This window comes from Extensimonas perlucida, assembly GCF_007655255.1.
GTDB lineage: Bacteria > Pseudomonadota > Gammaproteobacteria > Burkholderiales > Burkholderiaceae_C > Extensimonas > Extensimonas perlucida.
Genome location: NZ_VMYE01000009.1, coordinates 60,552 through 87,473, shown reverse-complemented (window position 1 = coordinate 87,473; position 26,922 = coordinate 60,552). Strand labels below are relative to the sequence as shown.

25 protein-coding genes, 2 tRNA genes and 1 pseudogene are annotated in these 26,922 nt (G+C 65.7%); 1 reads left to right on the top strand and 27 read right to left on the bottom strand.

The genetic code is table 11. From position 1 onward, the window contains the following. Positions 1–13: 13 nt before the first annotated feature. The 18 genes from FK527_RS09735 to uvrB all read right to left on the bottom strand — a co-directional run bounded on the left by FK527_RS09735 (position 14) and on the right by uvrB (position 14,153). Positions 14–370 carry a hypothetical protein gene (locus FK527_RS09735; protein ID WP_144732836.1) on the bottom strand — a complete coding sequence of 119 codons (357 nt, stop codon included), beginning with the start codon at positions 368–370 and terminating at the stop codon, positions 14–16. Further along, the gene (locus FK527_RS09730) at positions 370–765 is read right to left on the bottom strand and encodes a phage holin family protein (RefSeq protein WP_144732833.1); all 396 of its coding nucleotides are present in this window, start codon (positions 763–765) and stop codon (positions 370–372) included. Before FK527_RS09730 ends, FK527_RS09735 begins: the two co-directional genes overlap by 1 nt. A 42-nt stretch (positions 766–807) precedes the next feature. After that, positions 808–1,107 carry an ElaB/YgaM/YqjD family protein gene (locus FK527_RS09725; RefSeq protein ID WP_144732830.1) on the bottom strand — a complete coding sequence of 100 codons (300 nt, stop codon included), beginning with the start codon at positions 1,105–1,107 and terminating at the stop codon, positions 808–810. A 131-nt stretch (positions 1,108–1,238) separates the two neighbouring features. Further along, on the bottom strand, positions 1,239–2,387 hold the full coding sequence (locus FK527_RS09720; protein WP_246072738.1) for an NAD(P)/FAD-dependent oxidoreductase: 1,149 nt from the start codon (positions 2,385–2,387) through the stop codon (positions 1,239–1,241). 33 nt (positions 2,388–2,420) lie between these two features. Then, positions 2,421–2,972: a dTDP-4-dehydrorhamnose 3,5-epimerase gene (rfbC, locus tag FK527_RS09715; protein ID WP_144732827.1), complete on the bottom strand. Its 552-nt coding sequence runs from the start codon at positions 2,970–2,972 to the stop codon at positions 2,421–2,423. Positions 2,973–3,003: 31 nt separating this feature from the next. Continuing rightward, positions 3,004–3,885, bottom strand: a complete 882-nt coding sequence (gene rfbA, locus FK527_RS09710; protein WP_144732824.1) for a glucose-1-phosphate thymidylyltransferase RfbA — start codon at positions 3,883–3,885, stop codon at positions 3,004–3,006. After that, a complete protein-coding gene (gene rfbB / locus FK527_RS09705) occupies positions 3,882–4,985 on the bottom strand; it encodes a dTDP-glucose 4,6-dehydratase (protein WP_144732822.1) in 1,104 nt (367 codons plus the stop codon). Before rfbB ends, rfbA begins: the two co-directional genes overlap by 4 nt. A 214-nt stretch (positions 4,986–5,199) precedes the next feature. Then, positions 5,200–5,274 (bottom strand) — tRNA-Val (locus FK527_RS09700). Positions 5,275–5,353: 79 nt separating this feature from the next. After that, positions 5,354–5,428: transfer RNA gene (locus FK527_RS09695), tRNA-Val, on the bottom strand. Between the two features lie 48 nt (positions 5,429–5,476). Continuing rightward, positions 5,477–6,181 carry a DNA polymerase III subunit epsilon gene (dnaQ, locus tag FK527_RS09690; protein WP_144732819.1) on the bottom strand — a complete coding sequence of 235 codons (705 nt, stop codon included), beginning with the start codon at positions 6,179–6,181 and terminating at the stop codon, positions 5,477–5,479. Positions 6,182–6,194: 13 nt separating this feature from the next. After that, on the bottom strand, positions 6,195–6,533 hold the full coding sequence (gene fdx / locus FK527_RS09685) for an ISC system 2Fe-2S type ferredoxin (protein ID WP_144732816.1): 339 nt from the start codon (positions 6,531–6,533) through the stop codon (positions 6,195–6,197). Positions 6,534–6,565: 32 nt separating this feature from the next. Further along, positions 6,566–8,464, bottom strand: coding sequence for a Fe-S protein assembly chaperone HscA (gene hscA / locus FK527_RS09680; RefSeq protein ID WP_144732813.1), 1,899 nt, complete (start codon positions 8,462–8,464; stop codon positions 6,566–6,568). A gap of 100 nt (positions 8,465–8,564) precedes the next feature. Then, positions 8,565–9,083: a Fe-S protein assembly co-chaperone HscB gene (gene hscB, locus FK527_RS09675; RefSeq protein WP_144732810.1), complete on the bottom strand. Its 519-nt coding sequence runs from the start codon at positions 9,081–9,083 to the stop codon at positions 8,565–8,567. A 79-nt stretch (positions 9,084–9,162) separates the two neighbouring features. Continuing rightward, positions 9,163–9,486, bottom strand: coding sequence for an iron-sulfur cluster assembly protein IscA (gene iscA / locus FK527_RS09670; protein WP_144732954.1), 324 nt, complete (start codon positions 9,484–9,486; stop codon positions 9,163–9,165). Position 9,487: 1 nt separating this feature from the next. Then, positions 9,488–9,886: a Fe-S cluster assembly scaffold IscU gene (iscU, locus tag FK527_RS09665; protein ID WP_144732807.1), complete on the bottom strand. Its 399-nt coding sequence runs from the start codon at positions 9,884–9,886 to the stop codon at positions 9,488–9,490. A gap of 34 nt (positions 9,887–9,920) precedes the next feature. Then, complete coding sequence (locus FK527_RS09660; protein ID WP_144732804.1) at positions 9,921–11,141, bottom strand: IscS subfamily cysteine desulfurase; 1,221 nt, start codon at positions 11,139–11,141, stop codon at positions 9,921–9,923. Between the two features lie 146 nt (positions 11,142–11,287). Continuing rightward, on the bottom strand, positions 11,288–11,824 hold the full coding sequence (gene iscR, locus FK527_RS09655) for a Fe-S cluster assembly transcriptional regulator IscR (protein WP_144732801.1): 537 nt from the start codon (positions 11,822–11,824) through the stop codon (positions 11,288–11,290). 214 nt (positions 11,825–12,038) lie between these two features. Continuing rightward, positions 12,039–14,153, bottom strand: a complete 2,115-nt coding sequence (uvrB, locus tag FK527_RS09650; RefSeq protein WP_144732798.1) for an excinuclease ABC subunit UvrB — start codon at positions 14,151–14,153, stop codon at positions 12,039–12,041. A gap of 130 nt (positions 14,154–14,283) precedes the next feature. On the opposite strand from uvrB, the gene FK527_RS09645 reads away from it, so the two are divergent. Continuing rightward, positions 14,284–15,480, top strand: a complete 1,197-nt coding sequence (locus tag FK527_RS09645; protein WP_144732795.1) for an amino acid aminotransferase — start codon at positions 14,284–14,286, stop codon at positions 15,478–15,480. A 27-nt stretch (positions 15,481–15,507) separates the two neighbouring features. Here the strand turns inward: FK527_RS09645 and chrA are convergent, their stop codons facing one another. The 9 genes and pseudogenes from chrA to FK527_RS09600 form a co-directional block, all read right to left on the bottom strand. Further along, a complete protein-coding gene (chrA, locus tag FK527_RS09640; protein WP_144732792.1) occupies positions 15,508–16,746 on the bottom strand; it encodes a chromate efflux transporter in 1,239 nt (412 codons plus the stop codon). 211 nt (positions 16,747–16,957) lie between these two features. After that, a pseudogene (locus FK527_RS09635) lies at positions 16,958–17,863 on the bottom strand (SDR family oxidoreductase). Between the two features lie 25 nt (positions 17,864–17,888). After that, positions 17,889–18,908 carry an NADP-dependent oxidoreductase gene (locus FK527_RS09630; protein ID WP_144732789.1) on the bottom strand — a complete coding sequence of 340 codons (1,020 nt, stop codon included), beginning with the start codon at positions 18,906–18,908 and terminating at the stop codon, positions 17,889–17,891. An 87-nt stretch (positions 18,909–18,995) separates the two neighbouring features. Beyond that, positions 18,996–19,424, bottom strand: coding sequence for a PaaI family thioesterase (locus FK527_RS09625; RefSeq protein ID WP_144732786.1), 429 nt, complete (start codon positions 19,422–19,424; stop codon positions 18,996–18,998). Between the two features lie 101 nt (positions 19,425–19,525). Then, positions 19,526–20,317: an SDR family oxidoreductase gene (locus FK527_RS09620; protein WP_144732784.1), complete on the bottom strand. Its 792-nt coding sequence runs from the start codon at positions 20,315–20,317 to the stop codon at positions 19,526–19,528. A gap of 169 nt (positions 20,318–20,486) precedes the next feature. Continuing rightward, complete coding sequence (locus FK527_RS09615; RefSeq protein ID WP_144732781.1) at positions 20,487–21,479, bottom strand: MBL fold metallo-hydrolase; 993 nt, start codon at positions 21,477–21,479, stop codon at positions 20,487–20,489. 76 nt (positions 21,480–21,555) lie between these two features. Further along, positions 21,556–23,397 carry an acyl-CoA dehydrogenase gene (locus FK527_RS09610; protein WP_144732778.1) on the bottom strand — a complete coding sequence of 614 codons (1,842 nt, stop codon included), beginning with the start codon at positions 23,395–23,397 and terminating at the stop codon, positions 21,556–21,558. Between the two features lie 122 nt (positions 23,398–23,519). Further along, the gene (locus tag FK527_RS09605) at positions 23,520–24,695 is read right to left on the bottom strand and encodes an acetyl-CoA C-acyltransferase (RefSeq protein WP_144732775.1); all 1,176 of its coding nucleotides are present in this window, start codon (positions 24,693–24,695) and stop codon (positions 23,520–23,522) included. Between the two features lie 37 nt (positions 24,696–24,732). Next, entirely contained in the window at positions 24,733–26,844 is a 2,112-nt protein-coding gene (locus FK527_RS09600) for a 3-hydroxyacyl-CoA dehydrogenase NAD-binding domain-containing protein (RefSeq protein WP_144732772.1), read from the bottom strand. Positions 26,845–26,922: the final 78 nt, after the last annotated feature.

Below are 26,922 nucleotides of genomic sequence, written 5' to 3'. Positions count from 1 at the left end.
CAATGCCCTGCCCTCACCCACGCAAACGCAAGATCCAAGGCAACGCGACCGTCACCCAGCGCAGCACGCGACGCGGACCCGCGGCAGCGATGAGAGCCGCCACCGCCGTGCCCGCGACCGCGGGGTGGGCGCGCGCAAACAAGGCCAGGCGCTCGGCAAAGGAAGCATCGGGGGGGTACAAGCCCCCCGGTGCAGAGCCATCGGCCGCAGCCGTGGCGGCGTTTGCCGCCTCGTGCGTGCGCGCTTGCGCCTGCCGCCGTGCGGCGCGGCGTGCGCGCAGACGTTCGCGTTGCACGGCGATGCGCTCGAGCACGCGCTGCTGCGCAGGCGTCACATCCAAAGTTGCCGGGGCAGATTTGTCGGCGCACATCACAAACGCTCCTTGAACTCACGCCAGTCTTGCGCCAATTCGCGCTGTGTGAGGGCGAAGGCGTTGCGGCAGCGCTGCACCAAAGACCAGCCCCAGGCCACCGCGCCCACCCACAACAGCAACCACGCAAGCGCCACGAGCCACGCGACGAGCGCACGCTGAGGACTGTCCCAAAACTGCAGCAACACAGCCGCCGACAGGCTCACAAACACCACCACCGCGAGCACGAGCAGCGCCACGCCCAATAGCAGCAACGTGAACCCGTGGCGCTTGAGCTGTTCCCACTCAAGGCGCGCGAGCTCGAAGCGGTCTTCGGCGGCGACAGCCCCTTCGCGCAGCGAGGTATGCCAGCGCGCCAACCATTCATCGAGCCCGAGCAGCGAAAGCCAGTTCATGCTGCCGCCCAAGAACGGTGGGACATCGCCGTGCCACGCCGATCAGCGGCGGCCAAGCACGAAACCCACGAGCGTGCCAATGGCGAGCGCGGCACCAGCCAGACGCCAGGGCTCGTCGTGCGCGTAACGGTCGGCTGCCAGCGCGGCGTCCTTGGCCTGGCGCGCGGCCTCGTGCGCGGCGCGCACGGTGGCCTCGCGCACCGAGTGCATGCCGTCGTCGATGCGCTGGCGCAGCACTTTGATTTCCGGCACGGCGTCGAGGTCTTTGCTGGCGATCAAGCCGCGCAGGTCGGCGACCAGTTTCTCGAGTTCTGCCTGGGTGGAGTTGATGGAGGTCGTCATACAAGCCTTTCAGTAAAGTGAAAACAAAATAGCAACCGAGCCGCACAAACCAAGCCTCGCACGGTCAGAAGCATCTTAGCCGCTGGCCGCAAATCCCTCAATGACGCAAGTCAAGACCGCGTGATCATGGCTTATGCCGCGTCGGCGAGCAACTGCAGCACCCACTCGGCGATCGCCAGCGCACTGGTCAGGCCTGGCGACTCGATACCGAACAGGTTGACCAGCCCACGCACGCCATGCTGCTGCGGCCCGGCGATGTAAAAATCATCGGCGATGGCGCCATCGATTTTGATCTTGGGGCGAATGCCAGCGTATCCAGGGGCCAGCGCGCCGCCTGGCAAACCGGGCCAGTATTTGCGCACCGCGCCAGCAAACGCTGCGGCGCGCGCGGCGTCCACCGTGAAGTCGTCGGGCGCATCGAATCCATCGCCCCCTTTGAGCCACTGTACGTCCGGCCCGAACTTGGCCCGCCCGGCCAGGTCGAGCGTCAGGTGCACGCCAAGGCCGCCCTCCTGCGGCACGGGGTAAATCAGGCGGCGAAACGGCGCCTTTCCTGTGAGCGTGAAGTAGTTGCCCTTGGCAAAGCAAGGCATGGGCACGTGGCGCGGGTCGAGCCCGGCAAAGCGCCGCGCCAAGGCGCAAGCCTGCAGCCCGGCGGCGTTGACCACCGTACGCGCCTGCAACAATGTGCCCTCGTGGACCTCCAAAAGAATAGCTTCTTGCGCACGTCCATCAAGCACCTTGGCCGAATTTACCTTGGAATGCAAAACGACCATGCCACCCGCGCGCTCGAGGTCGCCTTGCAAGGCCAGCATGAGCGCGTGGCTGTCGATGATGCCGGTGCTCGGCGAATGCAGCGCCGCCGCGCAAGCAAGCGCAGGTTCGAGCGCGCGCGCCGCCGCGGCGTCCAGCCACTGCAAATCGTGCACGCCGTTTGCGGCTGCGCGCTGCGCCAGCGCCTCCAGCCGCTCCAGTTCGTGCGACGCCGTTGCCACGATGAGTTTGCCGCAGCGCCTATGCGGCACGCCACGCGCCGCGCAATAGGCGTAGAGCAAGTCGCGCCCGCGCACGCACAACCGCGCTTTGAGTGAATCTGGCGGGTAATACAGGCCTGCGTGGATCACCTCGCTGTTGCGCGCGCTCGTGCCCGTGCCGATCGTGCCCTGCGCCTCGAGCACCAGCACCTCGCGCCCCGCCAAGGCCAAGGCGCGCGCCACCGCGAGCCCGACCACGCCCGCGCCGATCACGACGCAGTCGGCGCTATCGATGGAATGCGCCACGGCTCTACTTTTCCGGGAAGTCCGCTTGGTGGCTCAAGCAAACACCTCGGCCTCGGCGAGCAGCTTGCCCGCCGCATCCTTGGCGGCAAGAATGGGCGGCGCGGCAATCGGCCAGCGGATGCCTATGGCCGGGTCGTCCCAGCGGATGCAGCGCTCGTGCGCGGGGGCGTAGTAATCGGTGGTTTTGTAGAGAAACTCCGCCGTGTCGCTGAGCACGACGAAGCCATGCGCAAACCCGGCGGGAATCCACAGCTGGCGTTTGTTTTCTGCCGAAAGGATTTCGCCTACCCACTGACCAAAGGTTTTGCTTTTTTTTCGGAGATCGACGGCAACGTCGAAAACTTCACCCTGCACCACGCGCACGAGCTTGCCTTGCGGCTGCTGAATTTGATAATGCAGACCGCGCAGCACGTTTTTTACGCTGCGGCTGTGGTTATCCTGCACGAATGCGACCTGCAAGCCCGTGGCCTGGGCGAAGTCGCGCTGGTTGTAGCTTTCAAAAAAGAAGCCGCGCTCGTCGCCGAAGACTTTGGGTTCGAGGATGAGCACTTCGGGCAAGGCGGTGGGGGTGACTTGGTAGGGCATGAGGCGTTTCGTTGCGCGTTCCAGGGGCGCTTCAGTGGCTTGGGCTCAACAGGCCCAGCAAATACTGCCCGTAGCCGCTCTTGCGCAGCGGCGCCGCCAGCGCCTGCAATTGCTCTGCGTCTATCCAGCGCTGCAGGTAGGCGATCTCTTCGGGGCAGGCGATCATCTGGCCCTGGCGTTTTTGCAAGGTGGCGATGAAGCTCGCAGCATCGAGCAAGCTGTCGTGCGTGCCGGTGTCCAGCCAGGCGTAGCCGCGGCCCATGATTTCGACGCTCAACTGCCCTTGCTGCAGATACAGCCGGTTGAGATCGGTGATTTCGAGCTCGCCACGCGCCGAGGGCTTCAGGCCCTTCGCCAGCTCGACCACTTGCTGGTCGTAGAAGTAGAGCCCGGTGACGGCGTAGTTCGATTTGGGCTGCGCGGGCTTTTCCTCCAGGGACAGCACCCGGCCTTGGGCGTCGAACTCCGCCACGCCGTAGCGCTCGGGGTCTTGCACGTGGTAGGCAAAGACCGTGGCGCCCGCGGTGCGCGCGTTCGCGCTTTGCAGCAGCTTGACAAGGTCGTGGCCGTAGAAGATGTTGTCGCCGAGCACGAGCGCCGATGGGTCATTGCCGATAAAAGCTTCGCCGATCAGAAACGCCTGCGCGAGCCCGTCGGGGCTGGGTTGCACCGCGTAGTGCAGCTGCATGCCCCACTGGCTGCCGTCGCCCAGCAGTTCGGCAAAGCGCGGTGTGTCTTGCGGTGTGCTGATGACGAGCACCTCGCGGATGCCCGCGAGCATGAGCGTGCTCAGCGGGTAGTAGACCATGGGCTTGTCGTACACGGGCATGAGCTGCTTGGAGACGGCCTGCGTGACGGGGTACAGGCGCGTGCCGGAGCCGCCGGCGAGGATGATGCCTTTGCGCGGGCTCATGCGGCCTCCTTGTTGGTGCGGTTGTTGGTGTCGGCCTCGGGGCTGGCGTACTGCAGGTCGATCCACTGGCGGTAGGCGCCGCTGGTGACATTGCGCACCCAGTCCTGGTGGGCCAGGTACCACTGCACGGTTTTGCGGATGCCGCTGGCAAAGGTTTCGGCGGGCTTCCAGCCGAGTTCGCGTTCGAGTTTGCTCGCGTCTATGGCGTAGCGGCGATCGTGGCCGGGGCGGTCTTGCACGAAGGTGATTTGCTGCGCGTAAGACTGGCCGTCGGCGCGCGGCGCAAGCTCGTCGAGGATGGCGCACAGGGTTTGCACGACTTCGAGGTTGGTTTTTTCGTTCCAGCCGCCGATGTTGTAGGTCTCGCCCACGCGGCCTGCGGCGAGCACGCGGCGGATGGCGCTGCAGTGGTCTTGCACGTAGAGCCAATCGCGGATCTGCCGGCCGTCGCCGTAGATCGGCAAGGGTTGGCCCGCGAGCGCATGGTGGATGCACAAGGGGATGAGTTTTTCGGGGAAGTGGTAGGGCCCGTAGTTGTTGCTGCAGTTGGTGGTGAGCACGGGCAGACCGTAGGTGTGGTGCCAGGCGCGCACGAGGTGGTCGCTGGCGGCCTTGCTCGCGCTGTAGGGGCTGTTGGGCTCGTAGCAGTGCTGCTCGGTGAACGCGGGCGCGTCTGCGGCGAGCGAGCCATAGACTTCGTCGGTGCTCACGTGCAGGAAGCGGAATGCTTCTTTTTCAGGAGCTTCTAGCGCTTGCCAGTATTGCCTTGCGGCGTCCAAAAGCCTGAAGGTGCCGAGCACGTTGGTGTGGATGAAGTCTTCGGGCCCGTGGATGCTGCGATCGACGTGGCTTTCGGCCGCGAAGTGCAGCACGGCGCGCGGGCGGTGCTCTGCGAGCAGGCGCTCGAGCAGCTCGCTGTCGCCGATGTCGCCGTGCACGAAGATGTGGCGCGCGTCGTCCTGCAGGCTGGCCAGGTTTTGCAGGTTGCCGGCGTAGGTGAGTTTGTCGAGGTTGACGATGGACTCGTCGTTTTGCGCAAGCCAGTCGAGTACGAAGTTGCTGCCGATGAAGCCGGCGCCGCCGGTGACGAGGAGGGTCATGGGTTGGGTGGGGGCTTGGGGAAGCGCCGTGCAGATGCACCCAATGCGCCCACCACGATGCCCAAAGCAGAGAATCGCGAAGATTCTACTCAAGCACCCGGCGCGCGCGCCCCTCATCGGGCTCGAAAAAAAAGCCCGAATGGACAAGGCAGACTGCCTTTGATCGGGCTAAGCAAGACTGACTGTGTGTGTGGAATTTTGGGTGAAGCGAATCTGGTGGGTGATACATGGATCGAACATGTGACCCCTGCCGTGTGAAGGCAGTGCTCTACCGCTGAGCTAATCACCCAAACGCATTCACCAAATGCACCCATTTGCCTGCGCCACGCACGGTCTCATCGAAAGCCGCGGTGCACGCAGCGCAAGATTGGTGGGTGATACATGGATCGAACATGTGACCCCTGCCGTGTGAAGGCAGTGCTCTACCGCTGAGCTAATCACCCGAGTGCTGCGCTGAGCCCGCGATTATGGCACAAGGCGCGCAGCAAATTTCACGGCAGCGCGCGCCAAACGGTTTTGCCGCCGCTGGCTTTGTCGATCTGCGCGAGGACTTCCTCGTGCGCTGCGAGTTCCTGCGCGCTGGCGCGCAGCACGGGCAGCGCAAAGCCGCGCAGATCGATGCGTGCATCGCCCGTGCCGGCGCCCTCCTGCACCTCATCGAGAACCAGCAGCGCGTCCTGCCCGCGCGTGAGGTAAATATAGACATCGGCCAGTAGCTCGGCGTCGAGCAACGCGCCGTGCAGCGTGCGGCTGGAGTTGTCCACGCCCAGGCGGTCGCACAGCGCGTCGAGCGAGTTGCGCTTGCCCGGAAACAGCTCCTTGGCCATGGCCAGCGTGTCGGTGATGCACGCGACGAAGTGCTGCAGCGGCGGGTGGCCCGCGAGCTCCAGCTCTTTGTTCAGAAAGCCCACGTCGAAGGCTGCGTTGTGGATGATGATTTCGGCATCGCGCAGGTATTCGATGAGCTCCGGCGCCACCGCCGCGAACTTGGGCTTGTCGAGCAAAAACTCGTTGCTGATGCCGTGCACCTTGAGCGCGTCCTCGTGGCTTTCGCGCTCGGGGTTCAGGTAAAAGTGCTTGTTGTTGCCCGTGAGCTTGCGCGCGAGCAGCTCCACGCAGCCGATTTCGATGATGCGGTCGCCGCCTTCGGCAGAAAGGCCCGTGGTTTCGGTGTCGAGAACGATCTGGCGCGTCATGGCAATCCGGGAATCAGTGTTTTTCCTTGGCGTGGTTGATCGAATATTTGGGGATTTCCACCGTCAGGTCACGCGCCCCGACGATGGCCTGGCACGACAGGCGCGACTGCGGCGTGAGGCCCCAGGCGCGGTCGAGCAGGTCTTCTTCGTCTTCGTCGGGCGGGTTCAACGCATCGTAGCCTTCGCGCACGATCACGTGGCAGGTGGTGCAGGCGCAGCTCATCTCGCAGGCGTGCTCGATGGGGATGTCGTGCTCGAGCAGCGCCTCGCAGATCGAGGTGCCGGCGGGCGCGCTGATCTCGGCGCCGGCGGGGCAGTATTCAGGGTGGGGCAGGATTTTGATGACGGGCATGCGGGGCTCTGGAGGGGCGCAAAAAAGAGTGGTCAAAGGCTTTGCACGCTCTTGCCGGCGAGTGCCTGCTGGATGCTGCGGTTCATGCGCCGCGCGGCGAAGGCTTCGGTGCCCTTGGCCAGCGCCGCCGTGGCGGCTTCGATCGCCGCTGCGTCGTCGCCCTGCAGCTGCGTGCGCAGCGCGGCCATGAGCGCGTCGATCTCGGCGCGCTCGGGCGGCGTCAGCAGGTCACCGTCGGCCTCGATCGCGCTTTGCGTGGCCAGCAGCATGCGGTCGGCATCGACGCGCGCCTCCACCAGCGCGCGCGCGCGCATGTCCTGCTCCGCCGTGGCAAAGCCCTCTTGCAGCATGCGCGCGATCTGCTCGTCCGACAGGCCATAAGACGGTTTGACGTCGATGTGCGCCTCCACGCCGCTCGTGAGCTCGCGCGCGCTGACCGAGAGCAGGCCGTCGGCATCGACGGTGAAGGTCACGCGGATGCGCGCCGCGCCTGCGGCCATGGGCGGGATACCGCGCAGCTCGAAGCGCGCGAGGCTGCGGCAGTCCTTGGCGAGGTCGCGCTCGCCCTGCACGACATGGATCGCGAGCGCCGTCTGGCCGTCCTGAAACGTGGTGAAGTCCTGCGCCTTGGCCGTGGGGATGGTTTCGTTGCGCGGGATGATGCGCTCGACCAGGCCGCCCATGGTCTCTATGCCGAGCGAGAGCGGAATCACGTCCAGCAGCAGCAGATCGTCGCCGCCCATCGAATGGCCCGCGAGCTGGTGCGCCTGGATCGCCGCGCCCAGCGCCACGACCTCGTCAGGGTTGAGGTTGTTGAGCGGCGCGCGCCCGAACAGTTGCGCCACCGCGCGCTGCACCTGCGGCATGCGCGTGGCCCCGCCGACCATGACCACGCCCTGCACTTCTTCGGGCCGCAGCTTGGCGTCGCGCAAGGCGCGGCGCACCGCGGTGAGCGTGCGCTCGGTGAGGTGCGCGGTCGCCGCCTCGAAGTCGCTGCGTTGAACGTCGATTTGCACGTCTTCACCCGCCAGACGTGCGCTGAATGCTGCGCTTTCAGAAGCAGTCAGGGCTTCCTTGCAGGCGCGCGCGGCCAGGAGCAACGCGGCTTTGTCGGTGGGGTCGGTGAGGCTTTCGCTGCTGCGCCCGAGCCGCTGCAGCACCCAGTCGGCCAGCGCCGCGTCGTAGTCGTCGCCGCCCAGCGCCGAGTCGCCACCCGTGGCGATGACCTCGAACACGCCCTTGCTCAGGCGCAGGATGGAGATGTCGAACGTGCCGCCGCCAAGGTCATAGACGGCGTAGATGCCTTCGCTCGCGTTGTCCAGCCCGTAGGCGATCGCCGCGGCCGTGGGCTCGTTGAGCAGGCGCAGCAGGTGGATGCCCGCGAGCTTGGCCGCGTCCTTGGTGGCCTGGCGCTGCGCGTCGTCGAAATACGCGGGCACGGTGATCACGGCGCCGTAGAGCTCCTGGCCGAAGGTGTCTTCGGCGCGCTGGCGCAGCGTGGCGAGGATTTCGGCGCTGACCTCGACCGGCGACTTGACGCCGCCCGCCGTGGCCAGCGACAGCATGCCGCCGCCCTGCCCTTCAGCCGTAGCGCCCGCAGCGCCCGAAACGAAGCTGTAGGGCAGTTGCTGCGCCTGCGCCACGTCCGCGAGGCCGCGCCCCATGAAGCGCTTGACCGAGGCGATGGTGTTGCGCGCGTCCTGCGCCTGCGCGGCCAGCGCCTCCCAGCCGATTTGCCGCCCGCCCTGCGCGAGGTAGCGCACGACCGAGGGCAGCAGCACGCGGCCCTGCGCGTCGGGCAGGCATTCGGGCACGCCGTTGCGCACCGCAGCGACGAGCGAATGCGTGGTGCCAAGGTCTATGCCAACGGCGATGCGCCGCTGGTGCGGGTCGGGGGATTGGCCGGGTTCGGAGATTTGCAGTAACGCCATGGAGTATCAAAAAAAGAGCTGCTTGCGCACGTCCTGCCTTGGTAAAAGGCGAATTTCATGCAAAAAAGCACACGCGACGCGCGCCGGTTGACGCGCGGGTTTATTGTCCCAAGGCCTCGCGCCGGCGTTCCACGTCCTCGGCAAAGCGCCCAAGAAACATGAGGGCTCTGACCTCCTGCGCCGCAGCCGCGTAGTCCTGCCGCTGGTCGAGCAGCTCGGCGCAGCGCGCGAGCGTCTCCTGCCAGGCTTGCTGCACGCTGCCCGCCAGCGCATCGACCTCGGCGGCGCTGCGCGCCTCTTCGAGCGCCTCGCGCCACTGCATCTGCTGCAGCAGAAACTGCGCGGGCATGGCCGTGTTGTCCTCGGCGCGCAGCGGCACGCCGTGCAATTCGCACAGATAGGCGGCGCGGCGCAGCGGGTCTTTGAGGCGCTGGTAGGCCTCATTGATGCGCACCGACCACTGCATGGCCGCGCGCTGGGCGGCGGGGCCTTGGGCGGCGAAGCGGTCGGGGTGCGCCTCGCGCTGCAGCTCTTTCCAGCGCGCGTCGAGCTGCGCGCGGTCTTGCGCGAAGCGGCGCGGCACGCCAAACAGTTCGAAGTCGTCGGATTGGAGGTTCATGGCAACAAAAAACCGCCAGCGGCTGGCGGTCGGACTCTGGGTGAAGCGCAAGCGATGCGCGCGAGCTTATCAGACCGCGTCAGACGCGAAAGCTCTCGCCGCAGCCGCAGCGGTCGCGCTCGTTCGGGTTGTGGAACTTGAAGCCTTCATTGAGCCCTTCGCGCACGTAGTCGAGCTCGGTGCCGTCGATGTAGGCCAGGCTCTTGGGGTCGGTCAGTACCTTCACGCCGTGGCTCTCGAAGACCACGTCCTCGGGTTGGGGCTCGTCCACGTATTCGAGCTTGTAGGCCAGGCCCGAGCAGCCCGTGGTCTTGACGCCCAGGCGCACGCCCAGGCCCTTGCCCCGGCGTTCGAGGTAGCGGCGCACGTGCCGCGCCGCAGCTTCGGTCAGCGTGATGGCCATCTCAGGCGCCTGTGGGGACAGCATGTTTTTGCTTGTAGTCTTGCACCGCGGCCTTGATCGCGTCTTCGGCCAGGATGGAGCAGTGGATCTTCACGGGCGGCAGCGCCAGCTCTTCGGCGATCTGGCTGTTTTTGATCGTCGTGGCCTCGTCCAGCGTCTTGCCCTTGACCCATTCGGTCACGAGCGAAGACGAGGCGATGGCCGAGCCGCAGCCGTAGGTCTTGAAGCGCGCGTCTTCGATCACGCCGGTCTGCGGATTGACCTTGATCTGCAGCTTCATGACGTCGCCGCACGCGGGCGCGCCGACCATGCCCGTGCCCACGGTGTCGTCACCCTTGTCGAACGAGCCCACGTTTCGCGGGTTTTCATAGTGGTCAACCACTTTTTGCGAATAAGCCATGGTGAAACCTCCTTTTTCTAGATAAGCAATGACGTCAGTGTGCGGCCCATTGGATGGTGTTGAGGTCTATGCCCTCTTGGTACATCTCCCACAAGGGGCTGAGCTCGCGCAGGCGGGCCACGTTGTCGCGAATGGCCTGCACGGCGGTGTCGATCTCGGCTTCGGTGGTGAAGCGCCCTATGCTCAGGCGCAAGCTGCTGTGCGCGAGCTCGTCGCTGCGGCCCAGCGCGCGCAGCACGTAGCTGGGCTCCAGGCTCGCCGAGGTGCAGGCCGAGCCCGAAGACACGGCCAGGTTTTTGATGCCCATGATCAGCGACTCGCCCTCGACGAAGTTGAAGCTGATGTTCAGGTTGTGCGGCACGCGCTGCTGCAGGTCGCCGTTGACGAACGCCTGCTCGATCTGCAGCAGGCCGTCGAGCAGGCGCTTTTGCAGCGCGCGCGCCTTGGCCAGGTCTTGCGCCATTTCGGCGCGCGCGATGCGGTAGGCCTCGCCCATGCCGACGATCTGGTGCGTGGGCAGCGTGCCCGAGCGCAGGCCGCGCTCGTGGCCGCCGCCGTGCATCTGCGCCTCGATGCGCACGCGCGGCTTGCGGCGCAGGTACAGCGCGCCAATGCCCTTGGGGCCGTAGGTCTTGTGCGAAGCCAGGCTCATCAAATCGACCGGCAGCGTGCGCAGGTCGATTTCGACCTTGCCCGTCGCCTGCGCGGCATCGACGTGAAAGACGACGCCCTTTTCGCGGCACAGCGCGCCAATGGTGGCGATGTCCTGGATCACGCCGATTTCATTGTTCACGAGCATGACGCTCGCAAGGATGGTGTCGGGGCGCAGCGCATCCTTGAAGCGGTCGAGGTCGAGCAGGCCGTTTTCCTGCACGTCGAGGTAAGTGACTTCGAAGCCCTGGCGTTCGAGCTCGCGCATGGTGTCGAGCACAGCCTTGTGCTCGGTCTTGACGGTGACGAGGTGCTTGCCCTTGCCCTGGTAGAAATGCGCCGCGCCCTTGAGCGCGAGGTTGTTCGATTCGGTCGCGCCGCTGGTCCAGACGATTTCGCGCGGGTCGGCGCCGATCAGGTCGGCGACCTGCCCACGCGCCTTTTCCACGGCCTCTTCGGCCTCCCAGCCCCAGGCGTGGCTGCGCGAGGCGGGGTTGCCGAAATGGTCGTGCAACCAGGGAATCATGGCCTGGACCACGCGCGGATCGACGGGCGTCGTGGCCGCATAGTCGAGGTAGATGGGGAGTTGCGTTTTCGTGTCCATGGTCGGCTCGCAATAGGAACTCAGGATAGGAACTCAGCAAAAATTCGTGCTGCCGCGCGCACGGCGCTGCCGGGCTGTCTGCCCAGCGCACCGCCGCGACGCGCCCCAAAATCAGAAGTGAAAGGGCGCGCGCAGCCGCTTGGTCATCAGGATTTGGCGAAGGCGTTGCCCAGCGCGAACACCGAGTTCGGCGCGTTCACGCGGATCGGTTTGACCACGGGCGTGGTCGAGATCGCGCGGCGCGCGGCGGGCTTGGCTTCCACCTCCACGCCCTTGGCGAGCTGGTCATCTACGAGCTTTTGCAGCGTGACCGAGTCGAGGAACTCAACCATGCGCTGGTTCAGCGCCGACCACAATTCGTGCGTCATGCAGCGCCCGGATTCGCCCAGGCAATTTTCTTTGCCGCCGCACTGCGTGGCGTCGATCGGCTCATCGACCGAGAGGATGATGTCGGCCACGGTGATTTCTTCGGCCTTGCGCGCGAGCGTGTAGCCGCCGCCCGGGCCGCGCGTGGACTCGACGAGCTCGTTGCGGCGCAGCTTGCCGAAAAGCTGCTCCAGATAAGAGAGCGAAATATGCTGACGCTGGCTGATGGCCGCGAGTGTGACGGGGCCATTGTTCTGGCGCAGGGCCAGATCGATCATGGCGGTGACTGCAAAACGACCTTTGGTTGTGAGACGCATGGCAAGCTCCTAATGAGGCTCTTTGGGTTGTCAAAAACTGCCTGCAGCAATCAATGTGTGCAGGCGCCGTCTCCACCCTCTTCTTCGCCGCAGCAAGGGGTTGAAGACCCACTGCGGCGAAGCCCTTCGTACTGGGCTGTTTTCTTCGTAATGGCCCGGATTTTAGCACAATTCCCAATCAAATTTGTCGGGATTGGCGGTAATTCCCTCGCCATCAGGCCGACACGCTGTCTTCGCCATGCGCACCGAAAGCCGCGTCCTTCAGGCGCGCGAGCTGGTCACGCACGCGCGCGGCCTGCTCGAATTCGAGGTTGCGTGCGTGCTCGAGCATTTGCTTTTCGAGCCGCTTGATCTCGCGCGCGAGGTCTTTTTCGGACAGCGCCTCGGCCTGCGCGCGCGCGAGTGCCTCCTGCGCCAGCTGCTCGGCCGCACGCGCCGACTTTTCGCTATAGACGCCGTCGATCAGGTCGCGCACCTGCTTGACGATGCTGCGCGGCGTGATGCCGTGCGCCTGGTTGTGGGCGATCTGTTTGGCGCGCCGCCGTTCGGTTTCGTCGATGGCTTTGCGCATGGATGCGGTGATGGTGTCGGCGTACAGGATCGCCTTGCCATGGGCGTTGCGCGCGGCGCGGCCTATGGTCTGGATCAGGCTGCGTTCGGCGCGCAAAAAGCCCTCCTTGTCGGCGTCCAGAATGGTCACGAGCGACACTTCGGGAATGTCCAGCCCCTCGCGCAGCAGGTTGATGCCCACGAGCACGTCGAAGGCGCCCAGGCGCAGGTCGCGGATGATTTCCACGCGCTCCACGGTGTCCACGTCGGAGTGCAGATAGCGCACCTTCACGCCGTTGTCGCTGAGGTAGTCGGTCAGCTGCTCGGCCATGCGCTTGGTCAGCGTGGTGATGAGCACGCGCTCGTCTTTTTGCACGCGCAGGCGGATTTCCTGCAGCACGTCATCGACCTGGTGCGTCGCGGGGCGCACCTCGACCTCGGGATCGACCAGGCCCGTGGGCCGCACGAGCTGCTCGACCACCTGGCCCGAATGGCTGAGCTCGTAGTCGGCGGGCGTGGCCGAGACGAAAATCACCTGGCGCATGCGCTGCTCGAACTCCGCGAACTTGAGCGGCCGGTTATCGAGCGCCGAAGGCAGGCGAAAGCCGTACTCGACCAGCGTGGTCTTGCGCGCGCGGTCGCCGTTGTACATGGCGTTGAGCTGGCCGACCATCTGGTGGCTTTCGTCGAGGAACATGAGCGCATCCTTGGGCAGATAGTCCACCAGCGTGCTCGGCGGCTCGCCGGGCGCTGCGCCCGAAAGGTGGCGCGTGTAGTTCTCGATGCCCTTGCAGTGCCCGACCTCGCTGAGCATCTCGAGGTCGAAGCGCGTGCGCTGCTCGAGCCGCTGCGCCTCCACGAGCTTGCCCTGCGCGAGCAGCTCCTGCAGCCGCTCGGCCAGCTCGATCTTGATGCTTTCGACGGCCTGCAGCACCTGCGCGCGCGGCGTCACGTAATGGCTGCTCGGGTACACCGTGAAGCGCGGGATTTTTTGCTGCACGCGGCCCGTGAGCGGATCGAACAGCAGCAGGCTCTCGACCTCGTCGTCGAACAGCTCTATGCGCAGCGCGAGCTCGGAATGCTCGGCCGGGAACACGTCGATGGTGTCGCCGCGCACGCGGAACTTGCCGCGCTGGAAGTCCTGCTCGTTGCGCTGGTACTGCATGCGGATGAGCTGCGCGATCACGTCGCGCTGGCCCACCTGGTCGCCCACGCGCAGCGTCATGACCATCTGGTGGTAGCTCTGCGGATCGCCGATGCCGTAAATCGCCGACACCGTGGCCACGATGACCACGTCGCGCCGCTCCATCAGGCTCTTGGTGCACGACAGGCGCATCTGCTCGATGTGCTCGTTGATCGCGCTGTCTTTTTCGATGAACAGATCGCGCTGCGGCACGTAGGCTTCGGGCTGGTAGTAGTCGTAGTAGCTCACGAAGTATTCGACCGCGTTCTTGGGAAAGAACTCGCGGAACTCGCTGTAGAGCTGCGCCGCCAGCGTCTTGTTGGGCGCAAACACGATGGCCGGGCGCCCCAGGCGCGCGATCACGTTCGCCATGGTGAAGGTCTTGCCCGAGCCAGTCACGCCCAGCAAGGTCTGAAACACCTCGCCGTCGCGCACGCCCTGCACGAGCTGCGCGATCGCCGCAGGCTGGTCGCCCGCGGGCGGATAGGGCTGAAAAAGCGCAAAGGGCGAGTCCGGGAAATGGACGAACTCCCCTTGCGCAAGCCGGTCGGGGTGGGGTGCGGCGGGTGCAGTGGGTGCAGCGGGTGGAGCGTGCATGGTGGCCTAGCTAAAATTCGCAGTTTGCTTAGATGGAAGCCTTGCAGAGCGATCCTCAACTGAGGGCAAGGCACGGAATTTCCACCGAAGCGACGCTTTTTACCACCCGCACTGCGCCTGAGGACTCACCATGTCTTTGTTTTCCGCCGTCACCATGGCTCCCCGCGACCCGATTTTGGGCCTGAACGAACAGTTCGCCGCCGACCCCAACCCGCACAAGGTCAACCTCGGCGTGGGCGTTTATTTCGACGACGACGGCAAGCTGCCGCTGCTGCAATGCGTGCAAAGCGCCGAAGCCGCGCTGATGGCACAGCCCACGCCGCGCGGCTACCTGCCCATAGACGGCATCCCGGCCTACAACGCCGGCGTGAAAAACCTCGTCTTCGGCGCGGGCTCCGAGCCCCTGCAGTCGGGCCGCGTGGCCACGGTGCAGGCGCTGGGCGGCACAGGCGGGCTCAAGATCGGCGCTGATTTTCTGAAAAAACTCAACCCCGAGGCCAAGGTGCTGATCTCCGATCCGAGTTGGGAAAACCACCGCGCACTGTTCAGCAACGCGGGCTTCGCGGTCGATACCTATACCTACTACGACGCCGCGCGGCGCGGCATCGACTTTGACGGCATGCTCGCGAGCCTGAACGCCGCCGCGCCAGGCACCATCGTCGTGCTGCACGCCTGCTGCCACAACCCCACGGGTTACGACCTCGACGCCGCGCAGTGGCGCCAGGTAGTGGCCACCGTGCAGGCGCGCGGCCTCGTGCCCTTCCTCGACATGGCCTACCAGGGCTTCGGCGCGGGGCTTGCCGAAGACGGCGCCGTGATCGGCCAGTTCGTCGCCGCCGGGCTGAACTTTTTCGTCGCCACCTCGTTTTCCAAGAGCTTCAGCCTGTACGGCGAGCGCGTGGGCGCGCTCTCGGTCGTCTGCGCAGACCAGGACGAAGCCGCGCGCGTGCTGAGCCAGCTCAAGATCGTGATCCGCACCAACTACTCCAACCCGCCCACGCACGGCGGCGCGGTGGTGGCCAAGGTGCTCAGCGATGCCAGCCTGCGTGCCCAGTGGGAGCAGGAACTCGGCGCCATGCGCAGCCGCATCAAGCTCATGCGGCAAAAGCTCGTGGAAGGCTTGCAGGCCGCGGGCGTGCAGCAAAACATGGACTTCATCACGCGCCAGGTCGGCATGTTCAGCTACTCGGGCCTGAGCAAGGAGCAAATGCAGCGCCTGCGCAGCGAGTTCGGCGTTTATGGCACCGACACGGGCCGCATGTGCGTGGCCGCGCTCAACAGCAAAAACGTGGACTACGTCTGCCAGGCGATCGCCAAAGTCATTTGACGCAGAGCGTCAGTGCGGGGGCAACACTCAAGCCCCCCAAGCCCCCAACAGACTCCCGAGCAGGCCGCTGCCCAGCACCACCAGCCAGGGCGGCAGCCTCCAGAACATCAGCGCGACCAGCGCGAGCAAGGCCAGGCCAAAATCCTGCGGCGCGAGGATCGCACTCGTCCACACGGGCGTGTAGAGCGCAGCGAGCAGCAGACCGACCACCGCGGCATTGATGCCAAAAAGTGCCTTTCGCGCCCGTACATCGTGCCTGAGCAGCTCCCAAAATGGGAGTGCTCCGAGGATCAATAAAAAGCTGGGCGCAAAAATTGCCGCCAGGCACAGCAGCCCGCCCCACCAGCCTGATGGCGCCACATTCATCGAGGCGCCCAGAAAAGCCGCAAACGTGAACAGCGGCCCGGGCACCGCCTGCGCCGCGCCGTAGCCCGCCAAAAATGCCTCCTGGCTCACCCACCCTGGCGGCACGACTTCGGCTTGCAGCAGCGGCAGCACGACATGGCCGCCGCCGAACACCAAAGCGCCCGCGCGGTAAAAAGCATCGACCATGCGCAAAGGCTGGCTGGGCCAAGCCGCGGCCAGCGCAGGCAGGCCGAGCAGCAGCACGCAAAACAAGGCCAGCCAGACGGCTCCAGCACGCCGCCCCATGGCGATGGGCAAGCCCACCCGGTCAAGTGCCGGCGGCGGCGCGAACCACAGCAGGCCCACCAAACCCGCAGCCACGATGATGCCGACCTGCCCCCAGGCGCTGGGCAGCGCGAGCGCTGCACAGGTGGCGATGGCCATGATGCTCACGCGCGGCACGTCGGCGCACAGCGTGCGCGCCATGCCCCATACCGCCTGCGCCACCACGGCCACGGCCACGACTTTGAGGCCGTGCAGCGCGCCGGCAGGCAGCAGTTCGGCGTGGCGCGCCAGGCCCAGCGCGAACAAGATCAACGCGATTGCCGAAGGCAAGGTAAACCCGAGCCAGGCCGCCAGCGCACCTGCATACCCGCCGCGCGAGAAGCCCAGCGCCATGCCCACCTGGCTGCTCGCAGGCCCGGGCAAGAACTGGCACAGCGCCACCAAGTCCGCATAAGCGTGCTCGCTCAGCCAGCGGCGCTTTTCGACGAATTCGGTGCGGAAATAGCCCAGGTGCGCGATCGGTCCGCCGAACGAGCTCAGGCCCAGGCGCAGGAAGATGAGGAAGATGGCCCAGGCGCTGCAATGGGTGGGCGCGGCGCCGGCTGCGTCTTGCGCGTCATCCCGTGATTTGTCCATGTGTCGCCTTCTTCGATCAAATCCCGCCGCATCGCCTTTGGCGCAGCACACGGAGTGGGTGTGAAAGGCATGGATTTTCGTGGGCTGGACTTACGCAAACAAGGATGCAGGAAAGTGTTTTGCCTTGGGGGCGAGCGCCTTGCCTGATCCCGATTTGCGTAAGTCGTGGTGGGTATAGATGACGCTGTGATGCGGGCGGGAAGCCAGCCGCTCAGCCGCCACGCAAGGCCGCGCGCAGTTGCGCTCCGATCTCGGGGCGCTCGGCAAACGGGTCGGTGGGGTTGCGCGCCAGCAGGATGTCTTCCATGCGGTTGCGCACGCCGCCGAGTGCGTGCGGGTGGCTGTAGATGTAGAACTGGTCTTGGGCCACGGCGTCGAATACTTTTTGTGCGACTTCGGCGGCCGAGACTTTGCCGCCGCGCACGGCCTTGTCGGTCATGGCCTGGCCTATGCGCTGGCTCGCCGTGGGCGCGGCGCCTGGCAGGTCTTGGGGGCGGTTGCGCTCGCTCTAGCCTATGCCGGTGGCAACGTAGTACGGGCACAGCACGCTCGCGCTGACCTGGTCGGTGACCAGGCGCAAGTCCTGGTACAGCGTTTCGGTGAGCGCCACGACGGCGTGCTTGCTGACGTTGTAAATGCCCATGTTCGGCGGCGTCAGCAGCCCGGCCATGCTCGCGGTGTTGACGATATGGCCGCGCCAGGCGGGATCCTGGCGCGCGGCGGCGAGCATCATGGGCGTGAACAGGCGCACACCGTGGATCACGCCCCAAAGGTTCACGCCCAGCACCCATTCCCAGTCCTGCACGCCATGTTCCCACAGCAAGCCCGCCGTGGCCACGCCCGCGTTGTTGAAGACGAAATGTGGCGCGCCGAAGCGCTCGGCCACGGCGTCGGCAAGCGCCTGCATCTGCGCTGCGTCGGACACATCGACGCGCCGCGCGAGCACCGGCACGCCCGCGGCCTGCGCCTCGGCTGCGGCGGCGTCGAGCGCGTCCTGCTGCACATCGACGAGCACGAGCTGCATGCCCCAGCGCGCGCCCAGGCGTGCGCACTCGCGCCCGAAACCCGAGCCCGCGCCCGTGAGCACGGCGGTCTTGCCTTGAAAGTTGTCGATCATCGCCCTGCTCCTTGTTCGGGCCCCATCAGACCAGCTTGACGAGCTGCTTGCCCAGGTTCTTGCCCTTGAGCATGCCGAGGAACGCTTCGGGCGCAGAAGCGATGCCTTGCGCGATGGTCTCGCGCGGGCGCAGCTTGCCACTCGCGACCAGCTCCGTGAGCTCTTGCAGCGCCTGCGGCCAGACGTCCATGTGCTCGCTCACGATGAAACCCTCGAGGCGCATGCGCTGCGTGAGGATCAGCGCGGGGTAGCGCATGGGCAGCGGCTGGCCGTCGTAGCCCGCGATCATGCCGCACAGGGCCATGCGGCTGAAGGCGTTCATCTGCAGCATCACCGCGTCCATGATCCAGCCGCCCACGTTCTCGAAGTAGCCGTCTATGCCCTGCGGGCAGTCCTGCTGCAGGGCGCGCGCGAGCGACTGCGTGTCGCCCTGGTGGAGTTTGTAGTCTATGCAGGCGTCGAAGCCGAGCTCATCGAGCGCGTAGCGGCATTTTTCGCTGCCGCCCGCAATGCCCACGACGCGGCAGCCGCGCGCCTTGGCAAGCGCGGCAAAGGCGCTGCCCACGGCGCCCGTGGCGGCGCTGACCACCAGCGTGTCGCCGGCCTTGGGCGCGATGATCTTCACGAGACCGTACCAGGCCGTGACGCCCGGCATGCCCACCGCACCGAGGTAGTACGACAGCGGCACCTGGCGCGTATCGACCTTGCGCAGCACGCCGGGCTGACGCGCATCGACCACGCTGTACTCCTGCCAGCCGCCCATGCCCACCACCTGGTCGCCCACGGCGTAGTCGGGGTGGCGGCTTTCGACCACTTCGCCCACGGTGGCGCCTATCATGACCTCACCCAGCGGCTGCGGCGGTGCGTAGCTTTTGCCCGCGTTCATGCGCCCGCGCATGTACGGGTCCAGGCTCAGGTAATGGTGGCGCACGAGCACCTGGCCTTCTTGCAAGGGCGGGGTTTCGGTGACGACGAGCTGGAAGTTGTCCACCGTGGCCTCGCCTTGCGGGCGGCTCGCGAGCAGAATTTGCGTGTTGCGTGGCATGGCGTGCTCCTGTTTACTATGGTTTGAATAGCTGCTAGCGCTTATCAATCCTGCGCAAAGCGGCTTTTTCATCCAAATTTTTCGCTATCAGTCGGTGTAAATCACGGGCTGCGCAGTCTGCGCACCCGCGGGCGGCTGGCGCGGCACGAATTTGAAGGTGCCCGTGGCGTGGCTGCACGCGCGCCCCGTGGCGTCATAGACCGTGCCTTCGACGAAGGCCATGCGCGCGGTGCGGTGCAGCACGCGGCCCTTGGCCAGCAGCGCGCCGCGCCCGGCCTGCATGAAGCTGGTTTTCATCTCGATGGTGACCACGCCAAGCTCGGGCGTCTGGCTGCGCGCGGCCGTGGCCATGGCCACGTCGAGCAAGGTCATGGTGGCGCCGCCGTGCGCCACAGCAAAGGAATTCATGTGCTCGGGGCGCACGTCGAAAAAAACCTCGGACTCACCGTTTTCCATACGGCGCACGACCAAGCCCAGGTGCTGCACGAAAGGCACATCCACTGGAATACCGGACACGAAAAACTCCTCCAAAGCATGCCCCGCCACGCCACGTCAGAGGGCGCGGCAGGCAGCGCAATACAGAAAATGCGGGTAAAACGGCGCGATCGCAGCAGCGCTCAACCGTTGATCACCGCGCTCACACCGCCATCGACGGCAAGCCACTGGCCCGTGATGTGCTTGCCCGCGTCGCTCGCGTAGAGCACCGTGATGCCTTTGAGGTCCTCGTCGTCGCCGAGGCGGCGCAGCGGGGCGTTTTCGCGGATTTTTTCCTCGCCCATGATCTCGATCAGGCCGCGCGCCATCTTGGTCTTGAAAAAGCCCGGGCAGATCGCGTTCACCGTGATGTTGAAGCGCCCCCACTCGGCCGCCAGCGCACGCGTGAAGTTGATCACCGCGCCCTTGGAGGTGTTGTAGGCGATGGTTTTCATGTCGCTGGGGTTGCCGCCCAGCCCCGCGATCGAAGCGATATTGATGATGCGGCCGCCGCGCTGCGGGATCATGCTGCGGTTGGCGATGAGTTGGCTCAGGATAAAGTAGCCGCGCACGTTGAGGTTCATGACCTTGTCCCAGGCTTCGAGCGGATGCTCCTCGGCGGGCGCACCCCAGGTGGCGCCCGCGTTATTCACGAGGATGTGCACGTCGCCCACGCGCTGCAGGGTTTCATCGACGAGGCGCTGGATTTCGGACTCCTGCGCGCAGTCGGCGGCGATCCAGCGCGCGTCTATGCCGGCGTCTTGCAGCTCGGCCACGGCCTGCTCGAGGTCGGACGCCTTGCGCGAGGTGAGCATGATGCGCGCCCCGGCCTCACCCAGCGCATGGGCCATTTGCAGGCCCAGGCCACGCGAGCCGCCGGTGACCAGCGCGGTCTTGCCAGTGAGGTCGAACAGTTGTTGCACGGTACGGGTCATGGGGTGTCTCCTGAAGATCGAAAACCAGAGGAAGAAAAAGCAGCTGGCGCAGTACGCAAAAATGCGGCATGCAAAAGGCGCCTACCTTGCTTGCCTGCGCCATTGTGCAGCCAAGGCTGCGCGGCCGCTGTCGCCTGAGCGATTGGAGTGGTGGCGCGCATGCCGAGGTTCAAAAATTCAACGCCTGCCCATGTTCGAGCACGCGGAAATTTTCGGGCGTCTCGCCCGCGGCCTGCAGCGCCTGGAACAAACGCCAGGGCGGGTGCTGCGGCGGCTCGGCCGAGAGGCGAAAGCTGCCCCAATGCATGCCCACGCTCAGGCGGCTGCCGAGCTCGCGGTGGATTTGCACCGCGTCGGCCGGGTCGGCGTGCATGGACTGCATGAAGCTGCGCGGCTCGTAGCTGCCTATGGGCAGCAGCGCCAGATCGGGCGGGCCCAGGCGCGCGCCAATGTCACGAAAAATGCGGTCGTGGTAGCCCGTGTCGCCCGCGAAATACACGCACCGCCCCGCGCCCTGTAAGACCCAGCCGCCCCAGAGGCTGCGGTTGCGGTCGAACAAGCCGCGCGCCGAAAAATGCTGCGCCGGCGTGAACGTGAGTTGCTGGCCGCCCGCCAATTCCACCGTCTGCCACCAGTCGAGTTCGGTCACGCGCTGCACGCCGCGGCGCGCAAACCAGGCCTTGAGCCCGAGCGGCACGAACCAATGCGCGCGCTCGCCCAGCGCACGCACCGTGGCCGCTTCGAGGTGGTCGTAGTGGTTGTGCGAGAGCAGCACCGCGTCCACGGGCCCGACCTGTTCGAGCGCCAGGCCCGCGGGGCGCAGGCGGCGCAGCGCAGGCCACGGCAGGGGCGCGGCGTAGTCGCCAAAAATCGGGTCGGTCAGGATGCGCAAGCCCGCGAGCTGCAGCAAAAAACTGTCGTGCCCTATCCAGGTCGCATGCGGGCGCGCGGCATCGAACGGCGTGCGCGGATTCGGATAGACGAAGTCCGCCGGCACGTGCGCGTCGAATCCCGGGTCGGGCGCAATGCCCGTGACGAGCCAGCGCAGCGCCTTGAGCAAGGACAGCCGGTGCGCAGGCGCCGGCGCGGCCATGGGCAGGTTGCGAAAGCGGCCATCGGGCGCGTGGTGGGGCGCGCAATCGGGCCGATTTTGGGGTGACATGTGTTTTTTGAACAAAATCGGCAGCTAGCCCTTATGTATCAAGCGCAAGCAGCTATCTTTGCAAGAGCAATCGTGCTCAGAATGCTTCTTCAGGCAGGTTCGCGCAGGTCATGTCGCGCTGGCGCACGACCTGCAGCCAGGCGCCGATCTTGGGCAGCTCGTAATGATAAAAATACTGCATGGCGCCCATTCTGCCTACGCTTTGCGCTTTTGAAAGTGTAGCATCTGCGCGCAGCGTGGCGAGTGCCACGTCGAGCCAGACCCAAGCGAGCACGGTGTGGCCGAAGGCCTGCAGGTACGGCACGGCGTTCGCGAGCGCCTCGCTCGGCTGGCCCGTGGCCCAGGCATCTTGCGTGGCTTGGCCGATTTGCGCGAGCGCGAGTGTCAGCGCCTGCGCTGGCTCGCGCAGCGCGGGCTCGGCCTGCGCGCGCGCGGCGCTGGCACGCATGCGCTCGGCCAGCAGCGTGAGGCCGCGGCCGCCTTCCATGCGCACCTTGCGGCCCAGCAAGTCCATGGCCTGGATGCCGTGCGTGCCCTCGTGGATCATGTTCAGGCGGTTGTCGCGCCAGTATTGCTCGACGGGAAAGTCACGCGTGTAGCCGTAGCCGCCGTGGACCTGGATCGCGAGGCTGTTGGCTTCGAGGCAGTTTTCGCTGGGCCAGCTCTTGGCGATGGGCGTGAGCACTTCGAGCAGCAGGCGCGCTTCTTCGGCGGACTCGGGCGTGCCGGTGTAGCGCTCATCGACGAGGCGCGCGCACAGCAGGTTCAACGCGAGTGCGCCTTCGCCGTAGGCTTTTTGCGCGAGCAGCATGCGCCGCACGTCCGCGTGTTCGATGATGCGCACCTGCGGCTTGGCGGCGTCCTTGCCGCCCTGCCCCACCGGGCGGCCTTGCGGGCGGTTTTTTGCGTACTCCAGGCTCGCGTAGTAGCCGGCCAGGCCCAGCATGGTCGCGGCCATGCCGATCGCGATGCGTGCCTCGTTCATCATGTGGAACATGTACGCAAGCCCGTGCCCCGGCTCGCCCACACGGTAGCCGATGGCGCCGGCGCGGCCCGCGACCGGGTATTTGCCCTCGCCGAAGTTCAGCAAGGTGTTGCTCGTGCCGCGCCAGCCGAGCTTGTGGTTCAGGCCCGCGAGCGCCACGTCGTTGCGCTCGCCCGTGAGGCGCCCTTCGGTATCGACGAGTTTTTTCGGCACGATGAACAACGATATGCCCTGGGTGCCGGGCACCAGCTTGCCGTCGGGGCCGGGGATTTTGGCGAGCACGAGGTGGATGATGTTCTCGCTGAGTTCGTGCTCGCCCCCCGAGATCCACATCTTGTGCCCCGTGAGGCGGTAGCGCGGCCCGAGCGGGTCCTGCTCCCACGGAGTATCAGCCTGCACGTCGGGCACGGCGCGCGTGGCGATGTCGCTGAGCGACGAGCCCGCCTGCGGCTCGCTCAGGCACATGGTGCCCGCAAAGCGCCCGCTGAATTCGTTCAGCGCAAACACCTTTTGCTGTAGCGCGCTGCCGTGCGCCATGAGCAGGTTCGCGTTGCCCACGGTGAGCAGCGCAGGGTTGATGCTGATCGAGGCGAGCGCAAAAAAGCTGTTTGCCGCAGCCTCCACGGTGTAGGGCAGCTGCATGCCGCCGATGTCGTAGTCCTGCGCTGCGCTGAGCATGCCCGAGTCCGCATACGCGCGATAAGCCTCGTGCGTGGCCTGCGGCAGGATGACTTTTTCGCCGTCGAAGCGCGGCTCCTCGGTATCGACGAGGCGGTTGAACGGCGCGTACTTCTCGCGCGCGATGCGCTCGCAGGTATCGAGCACGGCGTCGAAGGTCGCGCGCGTGTGCTCGGCAAAACGCGGGCGGGCGCTCAGCGACTCGGCCTGCAGCCAGTCGTAGAGCAAGAATTCGAGGGTTTGGCGGTGGTTCATGGTTTAGGCCTCAAAAATGGCATTTAGGCAGAATGGACGGGCACAAGAGGCTATCAATAAAAAAAGCGCCGGAGCAAAGCCACTGCCCTGCTCCGGCGCCCTCTGGCCTTCACTGACGCAGGTCAGAGCACTTCGAACACGCCCGCCGCGCCCATGCCGCCGCCGATGCACATGGTGATGCACACCCGCTTGGCACCGCGGCGCTTGCCTTCGATGAGCGCGTGGCCGGTCAGGCGCTGGCCGCTCATGCCGTAGGGGTGGCCGACGGCGATCGCGCCGCCGTTGACGTTGAGGCGCTCGTTGGGGATGCCGAGCTTGTCGCGGCAGTAGAGCACCTGCACGGCAAAGGCTTCGTTGAGCTCCCACAGATCGATGTCATCGACTTTGAGGCCCAGCTGCTTGAGCACCTTGGGCACGGCGAACACCGGGCCAATGCCCATCTCGTCGGGCTCGCAGCCCGCCACGGCAAAACCGAGGAAGCGCCCGAGCGGCTGCAAGCCCTTCTTGCTCGCGTATTCCTCGCTCACGACCACACAGGCGCCTGCGCCGTCGGAAAACTGGCTCGCGTTGCCTGCTGCGACCACGCCGCCCGGCAGCGCGGGCTTGATGGTGCTGATGGATTCCTTGGTCGTGCCCTCGCGCGTGCCTTCATCACGGCTCACGGTGACTTCGCGCGTGATGATGCCGCGCACCTTGTCCACCACGCCCGCGGTCACGGTGATGGGTGCGATTTCGGCGTCGAACTTGCCTGCAGCCTGCGCAGCGCAGGCTTTTTGCTGGCTCGCGGCGCCGTATTCGTCCATGGCGTCGCGGCCGATGCCGTAGCGCTTGGCCACCTGCTCGGCGGTTTGCAGCATGCTCCAGTAAATCTCGGGCTTTTGCTGGGCCAGCGCCGGGTCCGCGATCATGTGCAGGTTCATCTCTTGCTGCACGCAGGAAATGCTTTCCACACCGCCAGCGACAAAGACCTGCGCCTCGCCCGCGATGATGCGCTGCGCAGCCAGCGCAATGGTTTGCAGGCCCGAGGAGCAAAAGCGGTTCACGGTCATGCCCGAGACCGACACCGGCAGGCCCGCGCGCAGCGCGCACTGGCGCGCGATGTTGTTGCCCGTCGCGCCTTCGGGGTTGGCGCAGCCCATGAGCACGTCTTCGACCTCGGCCGGGTCTATGCCCGCGCGCGCGATGGCGTGCTGCACCGCGTGGCCGCCCAGCGTGGCGCCGTGCGTCATGTTGAAAGAGCCCTTCCAGCTCTTGGCGAGCGGCGTGCGGGCGGTGGATACGATGAGTGCGGAAGTCATTGGGAATCCTTTGGTTCGAATGATGTTCGAAGCGGGCTTAATTGAACGTCTTGCCTTCGTCGGCCAGGCGTGCGAGCAAGGGCGCGGGCTGCCAGAAGGCGGCGTCGTCATTCGGGTTCTGGCGGAAACGCCGCATCGCCTGCACGAGATTGCACAAACCCACCTCGTCGGCGTAAAGCATGGGGCCGCCGCGGTGCAGCGGAAAGCCATAGCCCGTGAGATAGACCAGGTCGATGTCGCTCGCGCGGCTTGCGATGCCGTCTTCGAGGATGTGCGCGCCTTCGTTGACGAGCGCGAACACCAGGCGCTGGACGATCTCCTCCTCGGAAATCTTGCGCGGCGTGATGCCCAGGCTCTTGCGGTGCTCTTCGAGCATTTTCTCGACCACGGGGCTGGGGATGGCATCGCGCTTGCCCGGTTGGTAGTCGTACCAGCCGGCGCCGGTTTTCTGGCCAAAGCGCCCCATCTCGCACAGCAGGTCGGCCGTCTTGCTGTATTTCATGTCGGGCTTTTCGACGTAGCGGCGCTTGCGGATGGCCCAGCTGATGTCGTTGCCCGCAAGGTCGTTCATGCGAAACGGCCCCATGGCAAAGCCGAATTTTTCGATGGCCTTGTCCACCTGCGCGGGCGTGCAGCCCTCGTCGAGCAAAAAGCCCGCCTGGCGGCCGTATTGCTCGATCATGCGGTTGCCGATGAAGCCGTCGCACACGCCGGCGACCACCGCGGTCTTCTTGATCTTCTTGGCCACGGCCATGACGGTAGCGAGCACGTCCTTGGCTGTCTTTTCACCGCGCACGACTTCGAGCAGCTTCATCACGTTCGCGGGACTGAAAAAGTGCATGCCCAGCACGTCCTGCGGGCGCTTGGTCACTGCGGCAATCCTGTTGACGTCGAGCGTGGAGGTGTTGGTGGCCAAAATGGCGCCGGGCTTCATCACGGCGTCGAGCTGCTTGAACACGGCCTCCTTGACGCCCATATCCTCGAACACGGCCTCGATCACGAGATCGGCATTGGCGATGTCGGCGTAGCTCAGCGTGGTGCTCAAAAGCGCCATGCGCTGCTCGTATTTGTCTTGCTTGAGCTTGCCCTTCTTGATCTGCGCCTCGTAGTTCTTGCGGATCGTGGCGACGCCGCGCTCGAGCGCCTCCTGCTTCATTTCGAGCAGTTTCACGGGAATGCCCGCGTTCAGGAAGTTCATCGTGATGCCGCCGCCCATGGTGCCAGCGCCGATCACGGCCACCGTGGCGATGGTGCGCTTGGGCGTATCGGCGGGCACGTCCGGAATCTTGGACGCGGCGCGCTCGGCCAGGAAAAGGTGGCGCAGCGCGCGCGACTCGGGCGTGAGCATGAGCTGTGCGAACAGTTCCGCCTCGCGCCGCAAGCCGTCCTCGAACTTGCCCTGCGTGGCCGCTTCGACTGCATCCACGCACTTGAGCGGCGCCGGGAAATTTTTGGCCATGCCGCGCACCATGTTGCGCGCAAAGCCAAAGTAGCCGTCGCCTTGCGGGTGCTTGCACGGCAGGCTGCGCACGAGCGGCAGCGGCGCGCCGGCTTGGTGCTTGGCCGCGACTTCGCGCGCGAAGGCCATGGCCTCGGTCAGCAGCGCTTCAGGGGAAGCGGCGAGCTTGTCGAACAGTTTCTGCCCAGGCAGCGCAGCGAGCATCTCGCTCTTCACGGCCTCGCCGCTCACGATCATGTTGAGCGCCGTCTCCACACCCAGCACGCGCGGCAGGCGCTGCGTGCCGCCCGCACCCGGCAGCAAACCGAGCTTGACCTCGGGCAGCGCCACACTGCAGCCCGGCGCCACCACGCGGTAGTGGCAACCCAGCGCCAACTCGAGCCCGCCACCCATGCATACCGAGTGGATGGCCGCGATGACGGGTTTGCGCACCTGCTCGAGGATCGCCACCACCGAGGGCAGGTTCGGCTGCTGCATGGCCTGTGGCGTGCCGAATTCCTTGATGTCGGCGCCGCCCGAAAAAGCCGCGCCCGCGCCGGTGAGCACGATGGCCTGCACCGCGGCATCGTCTTCGGCGCGATTGAGACCCGCGACGATGGCCTTGCGGGTCAAATAGCCCAACCCATTGACGGGCGGGTTGTTCAGCGTGATCACGGCAACGTCGCCGTGGACTTGGTATTCAGCGGTCATGCTGCGCTTCCTTCGTGAGTAAAAAACACGACTTACGCAAATCGGGCTTGGGCAAGGCGTTCACCCCATGACAAAGCA